The organism is Bradyrhizobium sp. CB1717 (assembly GCF_029714325.1).
Lineage (GTDB): Bacteria > Pseudomonadota > Alphaproteobacteria > Rhizobiales > Xanthobacteraceae > Bradyrhizobium.
Genome location: NZ_CP121666.1, coordinates 576,959 through 589,263, shown reverse-complemented (window position 1 = coordinate 589,263; position 12,305 = coordinate 576,959). Strand labels below are relative to the sequence as shown.

Annotated in this window: 13 protein-coding genes; 8 read left to right on the top strand and 5 right to left on the bottom strand. The window is 65.5% G+C overall.

The features are described from left to right. Positions 1-56: 56 nt before the first annotated feature. Positions 57-476, bottom strand: a complete 420-nt coding sequence (locus tag QA649_RS02745; RefSeq protein WP_283026239.1) for a response regulator — start codon at positions 474-476, stop codon at positions 57-59. 507 nt (positions 477-983) lie between these two features. On the opposite strand from QA649_RS02745, the gene QA649_RS02740 reads away from it, so the two are divergent. The 4 genes from QA649_RS02740 to QA649_RS02725 all read left to right on the top strand — a co-directional run bounded on the left by QA649_RS02740 (position 984) and on the right by QA649_RS02725 (position 3,449). Then, positions 984-1,691: a Crp/Fnr family transcriptional regulator gene (locus tag QA649_RS02740; protein ID WP_283022854.1), complete on the top strand. Its 708-nt coding sequence runs from the start codon at positions 984-986 to the stop codon at positions 1,689-1,691. Between the two features lie 192 nt (positions 1,692-1,883). After that, on the top strand, positions 1,884-2,582 hold the full coding sequence (locus QA649_RS02735; protein ID WP_283026238.1) for a Crp/Fnr family transcriptional regulator: 699 nt from the start codon (positions 1,884-1,886) through the stop codon (positions 2,580-2,582). Positions 2,583-2,730: 148 nt separating this feature from the next. Further along, positions 2,731-3,108 carry an Hpt domain-containing protein gene (locus QA649_RS02730; protein WP_283022853.1) on the top strand — a complete coding sequence of 126 codons (378 nt, stop codon included), beginning with the start codon at positions 2,731-2,733 and terminating at the stop codon, positions 3,106-3,108. 95 nt (positions 3,109-3,203) lie between these two features. Continuing rightward, positions 3,204-3,449 carry a hypothetical protein gene (locus tag QA649_RS02725; RefSeq protein WP_283022852.1) on the top strand — a complete coding sequence of 82 codons (246 nt, stop codon included), beginning with the start codon at positions 3,204-3,206 and terminating at the stop codon, positions 3,447-3,449. Between the two features lie 55 nt (positions 3,450-3,504). Here QA649_RS02725 and QA649_RS02720 read toward each other — a convergent pair whose 3' ends face one another. Continuing rightward, the gene (locus QA649_RS02720; protein WP_283022851.1) at positions 3,505-4,128 is read right to left on the bottom strand and encodes a LuxR family transcriptional regulator; all 624 of its coding nucleotides are present in this window, start codon (positions 4,126-4,128) and stop codon (positions 3,505-3,507) included. 338 nt (positions 4,129-4,466) lie between these two features. Here QA649_RS02720 and QA649_RS02715 point away from each other — a divergent pair, with 338 nt between their 5' ends. The 3 genes from QA649_RS02715 (at position 4,467) to QA649_RS02705 (ending at position 7,911) form a co-directional block, all read left to right on the top strand. Continuing rightward, positions 4,467-5,630: a hypothetical protein gene (locus QA649_RS02715; protein ID WP_018646896.1), complete on the top strand. Its 1,164-nt coding sequence runs from the start codon at positions 4,467-4,469 to the stop codon at positions 5,628-5,630. A 382-nt stretch (positions 5,631-6,012) separates the two neighbouring features. Further along, positions 6,013-6,411, top strand: a complete 399-nt coding sequence (locus QA649_RS02710) for a hypothetical protein (RefSeq protein WP_283022850.1) — start codon at positions 6,013-6,015, stop codon at positions 6,409-6,411. Positions 6,412-6,696: 285 nt separating this feature from the next. After that, on the top strand, positions 6,697-7,911 hold the full coding sequence (locus tag QA649_RS02705) for an EAL domain-containing response regulator (RefSeq protein ID WP_283022849.1): 1,215 nt from the start codon (positions 6,697-6,699) through the stop codon (positions 7,909-7,911). Between the two features lie 11 nt (positions 7,912-7,922). On the opposite strand, the gene QA649_RS02700 is transcribed toward QA649_RS02705, so the two are convergent. Further along, positions 7,923-8,783, bottom strand: coding sequence for a DMT family transporter (locus QA649_RS02700; protein ID WP_283022848.1), 861 nt, complete (start codon positions 8,781-8,783; stop codon positions 7,923-7,925). A gap of 106 nt (positions 8,784-8,889) precedes the next feature. Here QA649_RS02700 and QA649_RS02695 point away from each other — a divergent pair, with 106 nt between their 5' ends. Further along, a complete protein-coding gene (locus tag QA649_RS02695; RefSeq protein WP_283022847.1) occupies positions 8,890-10,299 on the top strand; it encodes a PLP-dependent aminotransferase family protein in 1,410 nt (469 codons plus the stop codon). A 13-nt stretch (positions 10,300-10,312) separates the two neighbouring features. Here the strand turns inward: QA649_RS02695 and QA649_RS02690 are convergent, their stop codons facing one another. Next, positions 10,313-10,918: a GDYXXLXY domain-containing protein gene (locus tag QA649_RS02690; RefSeq protein WP_283022846.1), complete on the bottom strand. Its 606-nt coding sequence runs from the start codon at positions 10,916-10,918 to the stop codon at positions 10,313-10,315. Further along, positions 10,915-12,186, bottom strand: a complete 1,272-nt coding sequence (locus QA649_RS02685; protein ID WP_283022845.1) for a DUF2157 domain-containing protein — start codon at positions 12,184-12,186, stop codon at positions 10,915-10,917. The genes QA649_RS02690 and QA649_RS02685 overlap by 4 nt, the downstream gene beginning before the upstream one ends. Positions 12,187-12,305: the final 119 nt, after the last annotated feature.

Sequence of the window (12,305 nt, the reverse complement as noted above, 5' to 3'; positions counted from 1 at the left end):
ATCCGCATTTAGAGTAAACGAACGCTTACCTCGCCCTCGATGCCACCGGTGCAGCGCTAACCGAGGCGCGCGGCCGCGGCGACGTCGTCGGGACGGTGCTCCGCGAGGCAATCGTTGATGGCGGCGAGCAGCGCGTGCGGCGTGAACGGCTTGCGCAGACAGCGTGCCGCGCCGAGCTCGAGCGCCATCCGGAGGAAATCGGGCGCCGGTGAATTCAGATTGGCGAAAGCGTAGCCGGACATCGCGATCAGCGGAATGGCGGGCGCGCGCTCGTGGAAGACCCTGATCGATTCGAAGCCGCGCATGTGCGGCATGAAGATGTCGATGATCATCAGATCGAACTGTTCGTGTTCGAGAGCCCGCAGCCCTGCTTCACCTCCGTCGGCAATCGTCACCCGAAAATGGTTTCGCTGGAGATAGACCTCGATGGCCATGCACACCATCGGGTCGTCGTCGACAACGAGAATATGGCGCAGACTTTCTGTCCCCGTTTGGATTTCCCGTTTCGGCGATTCAAGAATTGAACCGTGGGGCACACCGTTCTCCTCTGGTTTGGATCGAAATATTGACGGTTGCGAACGCCGGTGGCGGAGTCAGGAAAAAGGCGACGACGGACGCGAAATATGTGGCGGCGTCACTGAATGGCGCGAAGCAATCGCTGACGAGTGATGTAGGTTGGTGGCAAGGGAAGCTGCGCGGATCGCCGACGTCCGATGGCATTGGCAACGCAATGTCTGCCGCCGACCGAAAGCTTCCGGCTCATCAAGGCCCCCCTGCCGGTTCTTCCCGGCTGGCGACATTGGATTGCACGCCAGCCGCGTGCGCGAATCAGCACGCAACCTATATTTCCGTCGCAAACGCGCCGGCGTGTCTGCCCCCTAACGGGTATATGGACACTTCCACAACCTCTAGAATAGGATTTATCCGCCGTGCAACTGGGCGCGGCTCCGATCGTAGCTTGAACGCATTGGGATTGATCCTGCATGACCGCGAGCGGCCGCCCGCCCAATCAGTTGCTGCAAATGCTCGACGCCGCAGATTTCGATCGGCTGCGCCCCCATCTGGCGACCGTTGGAATGGTCAGAGAATCTGTCCTGGGCGAGGCCGGCGCTGCGCTGAGACACGTCTACTTCCCCCACGGCGGTTCCATTTCGATCTCGGTGAGCTTGTCCGAAGGACAGACCATCGAGGTCGCGATGCTGGGACGCGACAGCGTGATCGGCGGCGGCGCGGCGCTTGCCGACGGCATCGCACCGACGGACGCGGTCGTACTCTTCCCCGGCACTGCTTCCACGCTGGAAATCGCGGCATGCCGGACGATCGCCGCCGCAAGCCTCCGGTTTCGAGGACTGATCATGCGTCATGAGCAGGTCCTGCTTGCGCATGCGCAGCAATCGTTGCTCTGCAATACGCGGCATCCGGTCGAGGCGCGGCTGGCGCGCTGGCTGCTGCGAGCCCGCGATCTGTCCGACAGCGCAAGCCTCCCGCTGACGCAGGAGGCGCTGGCGCAGATGATGGGGGTGCGGCGCAATGCCATTTCCCTGGTCGCGCATGCGATGCAGCGGGCCGGCATCATTCGCTATACCCGCGGACAGATCGAAATCATCGATCTGCCCGCGCTGAAAGCGACGTCCTGCGACTGCTATGCGGCGGTGAAGAAGTCACATTCGCGCCTGCTCGGAGCGCCATAGTGACGCGAGACAAGTGCCGTCATCTGCATGCTGCGGTGAACACAGCACCGCGGGCGCGATCGCTGCACCCGGACATCTTGTCCCAATTGCCAATATATCCCGACGTGAACATGATGGAACTTACCCGTGTCGGGAGCAATCTCGCTCGCCGCGACTTACCGATGCAGGAGACGGGAGGCAGCTTTGGAAACGATGGTGCGCCCTTCCAATGGTTTCCTATCCGCGCTGTCGGCGGACGATTTTGAACTGCTCCGCCCGTACCTGCGCACGATCGAGCTGCCGCACGAGGCCGTATTGGTCGAGGCCGGCGAGACGCTCAAGCGCGCCTACTTTCCCCATCGCGGCGTCATCTCGCTGGTGGTGAAGCTCGCCAAGGGCGAACATGTGCAGGTCGCCATGATCGGCCGCGACAGCGTGCTCGGCGCGCTCTCGGCCATGGGCGACGCCTGCGCACTGAATACGGCGATCGTGCTGGTCCCCGGCACCGCATCCGTGATGGATCTCGACCGGCTGCGCTTCGCGGCCGACCAGAGCGGGCCCCTGCGCACCTTGCTGACGCGCCACGGGCTGGCGGTCTATGCGCAGGTGCAGCAGACCGCGGGCTGCAACGCCGCCCATCCGGTGGAATCGCGGCTGTCGCGCTGCCTGTTGCACACCCATGATCTGTCCGGCGACTACCGGCTGCTGCTGACCCAGGAGGCGATGGCGCAGATGATCGGCGCGCGCCGCAACAGCGTGTCGCTGGTCGCCAACACCCTGCAGCATGCCAATTTCATCCACTACAGCCGCGGGCACATCCAGATCCTGAACCTGGACGGCCTGCGCCAGACGGCGTGCGAGTGCTACAGCACCGTGAAGACCCAGTACGACCGATTGCTCGGCCAGCGCTGAGCGGCACGTGGTAAATCTGCGGCTAACGGCGACCCGCAAACATTTTCCGTTCCGCTACCGGAACTGAAATTCAAATGCCGTAGACACGGAGGGCAAGCCGCGCGCTGCATGCGCCGCGCGACCAGCGAACCGTGACCAGGGCGAGACCATGTTTGACGTGACCGTTGCACCCGCGCAGGGAACCTTCGATTTCGAGCCTGCGCGCGAGCCGGGCGCGTACGCGGCGCTGGTGCGCGAGATCGGCGAGGACGGCGCCGGGGAAGTGCGCGCCGTGTTCTGGAGCGAGACCCGCGCGCGCCTGCAGCTGTTCCGGACGCTCTCGCTGGCGCAGCAGCACGCCAAGATCGCGCGCGAAGCCCATTCGCTGAAGAGCGCAGCCGGGACGTTCGGCTATGTCAGGCTCGCGGCGCTGGCGCTGCGGCTGGAGAAGACCGCGGAGAGCCTCGGCGAGACCGAATTCCGCGATCTCGTCGACCGGATGGATGCCGCCTACGCCGCCGCGCGCGCGCAGGAGCCGCAGGCTTAAAGCGCGGGCTAAACCCGCCGTACTTCTACGGTTTGTGATTTTTAGAGATGGCTAATCATAGGTGGCGATAGTCGCGGGAAACCAGGAGGGTTTCCATGTTCACCTATGAGACTGCGGACCAGAAGGAGGTCCGTCGCTTCCGCATCGCCCAGTTCAACGGCCGGATGGCGACCGTGAAGTCCGGCGAGTCGACGGTGACTGGCTTCGTACGCTCGGTGCTGGAGCAGGAATCGAGCCCTCCGCGCTGGACCATCACGATCATCCCGAACGTGCCGAAGGAAGAGCTCAAGCCGCTGCGGCCCTCATCGCGCGCGCGTCCCTTCGCTGAAGATTATTTCTGACCGCGATCGGGCTTCTCCCGCCCCGCACCGCCGGCGGCGGCGCAAGACAAGAACCTCAATCGATCGAATGCAGCAGCGCCGCGCGGACGAGATCCGCGGTGTTGCGCGCACCGAGCTTGCGCATCGCCTCGGCGCGATGGCTCTCGAAGGTGCGCGGACTGATCTGCATCCGAAGCGCACCCTGCTTGTTCGAATAGCCCTCGCTGATCAGGCGGAGCACCTCGCGTTCGCGCTTGGTCAGCCGTTTCTGGCCCGACAGACCCATCAGTTCGGCGCTCGGCACGCGCTGGGCTTGCTGTGCGCGCGGGGCGTTCGATTCTGCGTCTTCGATCCGGGACGGAATCGGCGGGGCACCCTTGTGGGGGCCGGCAAGCTGCTTGACCAGGCCGCAGACGCGCTCGGTCTGCGTCAGCGCATTCTCCACCACCCGCTGCAGATAGGCACGGTCGGCCGTGACAGGCGCGAGCTGATCGCTGTGATGCTTGATCTCGCCCATATAGAGCAGGAGCGCAGTCAGGGGTCCGTTGAGCTCGCGGGCGATGGCCGCCGCCATTTCGTCGGCTGCCTTGGCCCGGGCGGCGTTCAGGCGGACGAAATCGAGCTCTTCAGCTGGAGCGGTGCTGCTTTCGTACCATTCCGACGGCCGCGAATCGGCGGCCGTATCATTCTGTGACCCCATGTGACCTGTTTAGCGGAACCGGGGCCGATCTGTGGTTAACTTTTTGCTCCGTAAGACTACGGTGATTTTGTCAGTTTTGCGCTAAAACCTCGGCATCGGCACAATTTATGCTTGCGCGAGGCTTGCTTCGACCATGCAAGGGTTGAGAACTTCGCCCAAATCCCCGGTGAACACGCCGAAGCCTGCTTGGCCGCCACCCCGGCCGGACGCCCGGGCCCCCGGATTTTACGGATTAATTAACGGCGACTTGCTTCTCTAGGTCACAATTGAGAGCGCGCAAATGCCTCCATGCATTGGGCCGGTAGGCCTGCTGGAATCGTTGCGGAAGATTGCGTGCCATGAACGAGATCGATCGGCTGTCGGAATTCCTGCAGAGGCTGACGCCGCTGTCGCGCAGCTGTCTGCTCAGCGAGCTCGAGCGGCTCGAGCTGTGCGGCATCGACATGCCCGGCTCGGCCGAGGTCCAGGCCCGCCTGCGCGCCGAATTTCGCAAGGACGGATCGACCCAGGCGCGCGCGACCAGCCCCTCGCGCTATTTCTTCGCCCCGCTCGAGCTGCTGCTGATCGACGGCGCGCCCGAGCATGCCAATGCGGGACGCATCTCGCGCAACACCCTGACCCCGATCTGGGAGTGGATCTGCCGCGACCTGCTGCCGACCATGGCACGCGACTACATCAAGGCGATCAACGACCAGGTCACCGCCAACAATCCGAAGGAAGTGCAGAAGATCGCGTCGAGCTTCCAGACCAAGGTGATCAAGGTGCTCGAGAACACCCTTGCATCAGTGGAGAGCGCCGAGTTCGCCCGCGGCAAGCTCGCGCAATATACGGCCTCGCGCACCGCCTTCGACGACGTGAGGAAGATGCAGCACGTGCTGCGCGCCGGCGACGCGCTGCCGAAGTTCAACGGAAAGCTACCCGAGAAGATCGCGAAGTTCGACGACGGCCAGGTTGCCCAGATCACCGCGCAGCTCGATGCCTTCAGGAAGTCACATCCCGAGGCGCTGCCCTACGCGCTGGCGCTGGTGGCGCGGCGGCTGAAGACGTCCTGGCAATTGGTGCACCTTGCCACCAAGGCCGCCGCAAGCAAGGCCGCGGCCGACGTCGCCGCCGCGCCCTATGCCTGCGTCGTGCCCATGGTGCTCGACCGACTCGACGACAAGCGCCTCGCGCTCAGGGTCGCGCTCCGGCACAACCGGGTGCTGGTCGCCCGCGACCTGCTCGCCGAGATCTACGACACCGAATATGCGCTCAAGGTCCGCATCGACGGCATCGAGGCCAGCGAATGGGGCGTCCGCCTCCAGCAATTGATGGACGCGATCGCGGCGCTGGTGTCCGCCGAGGTGAGCCGCTTCCCGTCCAATGTCGGCCACATCCTCGGCTCGCGCCGGCTGCGCAGCCACGACACGCTCGGCGGCAAGCTCTCCTATCTCGCCTGGAAGGGGCGCGACGCCGTGCAGGACGGCGCGGCGGCGTTTCGCAAATTGATCGGGCAGACCTAGATCGGGGTTCGGCCGCAAAGGGCCACGTTGCGCAGCGCGGCTAACGCGGCAGGCACAGGAAGCGATCCATAAACCGCCCTGACAGCACGAACCTGAACCACCAATACATCATTCGCCGCATCGACATAGCTGCAATCCTCGACAGCCCACCACCGGCTACGTGGACCATTACCGCAGCTGCGGCAATGCACATGTGATCTGCTTCACACACGCGCCGTCTCGCCCGCGCGCATTGTCGCAGAACCGTCACGAGCGACGGCGGAACATGCGCGCATCGCGCGAATATGAGTTTTTCCGCTGCATGTGTCGCTTCTATGCTCCGGTCCATCTGACGAGCATTGGGAAGGAATCCGCGATGATATCGAACCGACGGACGTTGACGATGGCTGCCCTGCTGACGGTCGCGCTGGCGCTGACATCGACGACGATGGCACAGACGTCGCCGCCGCAGGGCGATGCGGCGCCCACCGCGGACAACGCGGTGCTGCTCACCATCTTCTTCAAGCACGACCAGTCCCGCCCCTTGAGCGAATTGAATGCGCAGCTCGACAAGCAGGGCTTCCGCAAGGCGTTTCCGCCGCCCGGCATCGAGGTCGTGAGCTGGTACGTGATTATGGGCATCGGCCAGGTCGTCACGCTGCGCCTGCCGGCCTCGCGGCTGCGCGAGGTCAACCGCGTGATCGAGGACACCGCGTGGGGTCCCTACCGCACCGAGTTCTATCCGACCTACGACTACAAGGCGGTCGGGATGGCTCAACACGAGAAGGCCACCGGCAACTGATACCGCCGTTATTCAATTGGGCGAAACGCGAACGGCTCCGTCCTATTGCAGGACACCGACCTCGCGCGCGCAACGAGCCGCATCATTCGAGATTCTTCCGCGATGACGGTGTCACGCGGCCGTCATGTGCGGTCAGACGTAAAAACTTCTGCAACGAGATCCGGACAATTTTAGACGTGGTGCGCGCTTTAACGTTACCCAGATAATTCAACAATCGGCTGAAGCTCTCCATATTTGAAACTGCTCCCGTCGCTAACACCTGTCGCGGAACGGGAGTGGTTTGCGATGAACGATGAAATTGTTGAGCTCGCCGGACGAAGGCCCAAAACCTTCGGGCGGCGAAAGATGACGCCGCGCGCTTGCGTCGCCGACGGCAAGCGCCACCTGCGCGCCTTCCTCGCCGAAGTGCTGGAGGATCTCGGCTTCGTCACCAGCGAATGCGCCAGCGCGGACGAGCTGCAAGCCGTGCTGACGCGCGAATTGCCGGACCTGATCCTGCTCGGCATCGCCGCCGACGGCATCGAGCCCGGGAAATTCCTGGAGATATTGGTGCGCGAGTCATTCGACGGCAAGGTTCTCGCCGTCGGCGCCCGCGAGTCGATCATCGTCAGGGCCGTGCAGCAGGTCGGCGAGGAATACGGTCTTGCGATGCTGCCGCCGCTGACCACGCCCTTTGCCGCGGAGACGCTGCGCGACCGCGTCGCGATGCTGCTGCCGGAGGAGCCGGCGCCGAGCCCCGCCGTGCATGTCGGCGAGGCCCTGCATGCCGGCTGGCTCGAGCTGTGGTACCAGCCCAAGATCGACGCGAGGACGCTGATCCGCAGCGGCGCCGAAGCGCTGGTGCGGATGCGGCATCCGACCTGGGGCGTGGTGCCGCCCGCCTATTTCATTCCCGAAGCGGACGATCCGCATCTGCGCAGCCTGTCGGAATTCGTGATCGAGCGCGCCGTGCAGGACTGGCACTATCTGCTGGAGCGGCAGGGCCCGGTCGATCTCTCGATCAACCTGCCGGCCTCCTACCTGAAGGAACCGCAGGCCGTGCGCGATCTCTGCCGCCGTGTGCCGACGCATCCGGCCTTCGGCGGACTGACGATCGAGATCGACAGCGAAGAGGCGTTCCGCGACCTCGATCACCTCGTCGAGGTCGCCCGCGAGGTGCGCCTGCACAATATCGGCCTGTCGATCGCCAATCTCGGCGCCAACTGGCCTTCGCTGATGGACCTCGGCAAGATCCCCTTCATCAAGCTGCAGGCCGACCGGCACTTCGTCACCGGCAGCGGCGATGATCGGCTGAAGCGAACGGTGTGCCGCCACATCGTCGAGCTTGCACAAGGCTACGGTGTCGGCGCCATCGCCGAAGGCGTCGAGAGCCGCGCCGATCTCGTCGCCGCCAACGAGCTCGGCTTCGACCTCGTGCAGGGCTTTTTGTTCGGCAAGCCGATGCCGCTGAAGAAGTTCGCAAAGAGCGCGCTGGCGCGGACGGTGATGGGACAGGCGTGAGGCTTTCAGCCTCATGCGAACCGCCGCGCGAAGAAGACGCAGACGACGACGAATGCGGTCGCGGCGATCATGCTCCAGGCGACCGGCTCGTGCAGCAGGAAGCCGGCGAGCGCGAGGCCGAAGAACGGCTGCAGCTGCTGCAACTGGCCGACGCGGGCGATGCCGCCAATGGCAAGCCCGCGGTACCAGAAGATGAAGCCGACGAACATGCTGAAGACGGAGACGTAGGCGAGCCCGATCCAGGCGGGCGTATCAACGCCGCTCCACGTCGATGGCCAGGTCAACGCCACGACCGGCACCATCAGCGGCAGCGCGAGCAGCAGCGCCCAGGAGATCACCTGCCAGCCGCCGAGACGGCGCGACAGCGCGGCGCCTTCGGCATAGCCGAGCCCACACAGCACGATCGCCGCGACCATCAGGAGATCGCCTGTCAGCGAGGCGGAGCCGTCGCTGGAGAGAGCGAAGCCGACCACCGTGGCGCTGCCGAGGATCGCGAACAGCCAGAACAGCGGCTTTGGCCGCTCGCCGCCGCGCAGCACGGCGAAGATCGCGGTCGACAAGGGCAACAGCCCGATGAACACGATCGAATGCGCGGACGTGATGTGCTGGAGCGCGAGCGCCGTCAGCAGGGGAAAGCCGACGACGACACCGATGGAGACGATGGCGAGCGAGGCGAGATTCCGCCGCTCCGGCCAGCTTTGACGCAGCAGACCGAGCATTGCCGCACCGATCAGTGCGGCAATGACCGCGCGCACTGAGGTCAGGAACAGCGCGGAGAAGCCGCCGACCGCCACGCGCGTCGCCGGCAGCGAGCCGCTGAAGATGATGACGCCAAGAAGCCCGTTGCCCCAGCCGCTGCCCGCCGATTGCATGTCCACCTCTTTTTGAGACGGCGATCTTCGGCCTTCCGCGCTGGCGGGGACAGCGACAATGCAGTACAATTGCGCCAAACTGTATGGATATGGAAGGTCATACACTTTGGACGGCGCGCAAGGAAAGGGTCGCAACGGGACGCGGACGAGCGGTGTGATGACCGCGATCCGCGCCAGGGTCGCGGGCCGCGCGCTCGGTGCCGGCGACCGGCTGCCGTCGATCCGCGGTCTTGCCGCGACGATGGGGGTTTCGCCCTCCACGGTGGTCGAAGCCTACGATCGCCTGGCGGCCGAGGGCCTGATCCGCGCCCGCCGCGGCTCGGGCTTCTATGTGTCGCCGAGCGTCATGCCGCCACTTGTGTTGACCGAGGCCGAGCCGCGCCGCGACCGCGCGGTCGATCCGTTTTGGGTGTCCAGGCAATCGCTAGACGCCGACGAGAGCGTGCTCAAGCCCGGCTGCGGCTGGCTGCCGCCGGACTGGATGCCGGAGGACGCCCTGCGCCGCGCCGCGCGCGCACTTGCCCGCACGGATGCGAGCGTCTTGACCAATTACGGCTCGACGTCAGGCTCCCCCGCTCTGCGCCGGTTGCTGCTGAAGCGGCTGGCCGAAGATGAGATCGAGGCCTCGGTCAACCAGCTGATGCTGACGGGTTCGGGCACGCAGGCAACCGACCTGATCTGCCGCTTCCTGCTCCGCCCCGGCGACACCGTGCTGGTCGACGACCCCTGCTACTTCAATTTTCGCGCGCTGCTGCGGGCCCATCAGGCCAGGATCATCAGCGTGCCCTATACGCCGTCGGGCCCTGACGTCGCACGTTTCGAACAGGTCCTCGCCGGCGAGCGGCCGCGGCTCTACATCACCAATTCAGCGCTGCACAACCCGACCGGCGCGACGATGTCGCTGCAGAGCGCGTACCGGCTTCTGACGGCGGCCGCCGCGCACGATCTCACCATCGTCGAGGACGACATCTTCGGCGATTTCGAGCCGGAGCGCTCACCGCGCCTTGCCGCGCTCGACGGGCTCAACCGCGTGATCCGCATCGGCAGCTTCTCCAAGACGCTCTCGGCCTCGGTGCGCTGCGGCTACATTGCGGGACGCGCCGACTGGATCGAGCAACTGGTCGACCTCCAGGTCGCGACCAGTTTTGGCGGCCCGAGCCCGGTTGCGACCGAACTCATCGCCAACGTGCTGGCCGGCGGCAGCTATCGCAAGCACATGGACGAGCTGAGGCAGAGGCTCACACGCACGCACCGCGACATCGCGCGAAAACTTCAGGCCCTTGGCATCGAACCCTGGCTGATGCCGCGCGGCGGCTTCTTCCTCTGGTGCCGCCTTGCGGGCGGACAGGACGCCACGGCCGTTGCGCGCGCCGGGCTCGAAGAAGACGTCGTGCTCGCACCCGGCAACGTGTTCAGCGTGTCGCAGACGGCAACGAACTTCATGCGGTTCAACGTGACGCATATGAGCGAGCCGCGGATATGGGACGTGCTGCGGCGGGCGCTGAAGGCGGCTTGAGGATCAGCGACGCCTAGTACCACGGCTCCTCATACACCGGCTTGCCGTCGAGCAGCAGCCGCTTGATGGCGGCGCGGCCTGAAGGCAGCACGGCGGCGACGACGCGCAGCTTCTGCTGATTGCGGGCCTGCTCGAGCGTCCTGCCCTCGCCTTCGGGCACGAAATAGCTTTCGAGACCGTATTTGATCGTCAGCTTGTCACAGAAGATGGGGCTGGTCGAACCGCAGGAATAGAGAACGCGGCCGCGGATCAGGATTTCGGGCGCCGTGACCGGAACAGGCTCGGCATGCACCGAGACGGCCTCGTAAAGCCCGTTGGCATTCGGCGCGAGCTTGACGAACACGACGGGATTGCGCGTCCCGGACGGCTTGCCGGTGAGCGCACCCGACGGCAACTGCGAGATGTCGTAGCGGAGCACGACATAATCGCCGCGCAGGAGATCGCGGGGATCGACGGGCTGGGTTTGGAGGGTCACCTCGCGGCCGTCGCGCAGGATCTGCATGCGATCGGCAACCATCAGAACCAGCAGCGCGCACTGGATCAGGATGGCGGCACCGAACAGCACGGCTTTCGGAATGCGCTGCCAGAGTTTTGTGACGGATGCGATCAGATCGGTCATCGCCCAGCCCTCGGCAGCACGCGATTGAGTGCGGTTGCAAATGCGACGGCCGCGACGCCCGCCGCTGCCAGGAACGCCGAGCGGCGCAGCAGCGATCCCTTCACCGCCCAGGTGATGCCCGCGATGACCCCGGCAATCCCGAGCCAGCCGGCGACGATGCGCGGACGCACGTCATCGAGCATGCCGGAGACGACGAGACACAGCATCGCCAAGAGCAGCGCGGCATAGGCGAGCCAGGACTCGCCGGCCATGGAGGCCGGCCACACCGGCGCCGCGAGCAGGACCAGCCCGATCGCGCCTGCTGCAAGGACTTCGCCTGCGCGCCTGGTGATCGCGGCCGACGCCAGCGCAAGGACCACACCGGCAACCCCGCACACAATGGCCCAAAGCGGCTGGCCCGCACCAGAACCGGCCCGGAAGCGGACGATGTCGTCGACCGTCGTCACCTCCAGGAACGCCACGATGGCCAGCGATAGCGCTCCGTAGATCGACAGGACGCTACCGAGCCGGAGCGCCCTCGGCGACGGCGCAGCAGCGATCGCAAGCCCCGCGCCGAACAGCAAGGCCGCGCCGTTGGCGAGCACGAATGACGGCTGAGCTCCGTCGAATTCGAAACGAAGCGACGTCGCAATCCACCACGGCAGCACCGCGATCGCAACGAGATGGGCGGCGACGCGGGAATGCCAGGCGAAGGCGAGAGCGGCGGCGAACAGCCAGACCGCCACGAACGGAAGATGCAGGACATCAGGCGCATCGTAAGCCCGCATGCAGGTCCAGACCGAGGCGGCCACGAGGCCGACCGCCAACGCACCGCGCGAGCCGGTCAGCACTGCGGCGGCAAGCGCGCCGATCGACCACAAGAGCATGCCGCCGGCAAAGTCTTCGCCGAGATGATACATCTGCCCGACCAGCGCGATGCCTGCGCCGAAGATGATCGCGCCGACGCTCGCACAGAGATCGGCGAGAACGGTGCGCTCCCGCGCGGCGAACCAGGCGCCGAGACCGCCGGCGACGGCCATGCCGGCGATCAGGATCGCAAACCGCATCAGCCGCGCGATCTCCGTCCAGTGCGCCGCGACGAAGGCGAGGAACGCGGCAGCGATCAGGAGACCGCCGACGATGGCGACGACCACGGCGATGTTGATGCCGGGCGACAGTGGCGGCAGCGCATGACGGATGGAGGCGGCGGCCGCCGGCGCAATCACGCCGTCGGCTTCCCATTGCGCAAGGTCAGCTTCGAGGCGCTGCCGGTAGGCTTTGTCGAACATCGTCGTAAATGACCTCGTTCCCAGCCGGCCGGCGGGCTGTTGCTAGGTCGGCCCCCGCGGCCGGCAGGTTCAACCCGTCACCGCTCCTGTTCCGGCAACACTCCTGAAAGCGATTCATC